The 302-nt window shown below is 49.7% G+C and carries 1 pseudogene; it reads left to right on the top strand.

The features are described 5' to 3' along the window. Positions 1–302, top strand: a pseudogene (gene ycbX, locus QP413_RS09965) (6-N-hydroxylaminopurine resistance protein YcbX); the annotation flags it as partial.

The raw sequence follows: 302 nt of genomic DNA, 5'->3' as shown, positions 1-302 counted from the left end.
CGCCCCAATCTGGTGGTTTCCGGCGCGTCAGCCTGGGAAGAAGATCGCTGGAAAGTGATTCGCATTGGTGATGTGGTGTTTGATGTGGTTAAACCTTGTAGCCGCTGTATTTTCACCACCGTCAGCCCAGAAAAAGGGCAAAAACATCCGGCAGGCGAACCATTAAAAACGCTGCAATCTTTCCGTACTGCCCAGGATAACGGCGATGTCGATTTTGGTCAGAATTTAATTGTCCGTAATAGCGGCGTGATTCGCGTTGGCGATGAGGTAGAAATTCTGGCAACGGCTCCGGCTAAAATTTA

The sequence above is a fragment of the Corynebacterium sp. UMB4614 genome (genome assembly GCF_030217065.1).
In the GTDB taxonomy this organism is placed as follows: domain Bacteria; phylum Actinomycetota; class Actinomycetes; order Mycobacteriales; family Mycobacteriaceae; genus Corynebacterium.
This window is presented reverse-complemented; position numbering and strand designations above follow the sequence as displayed.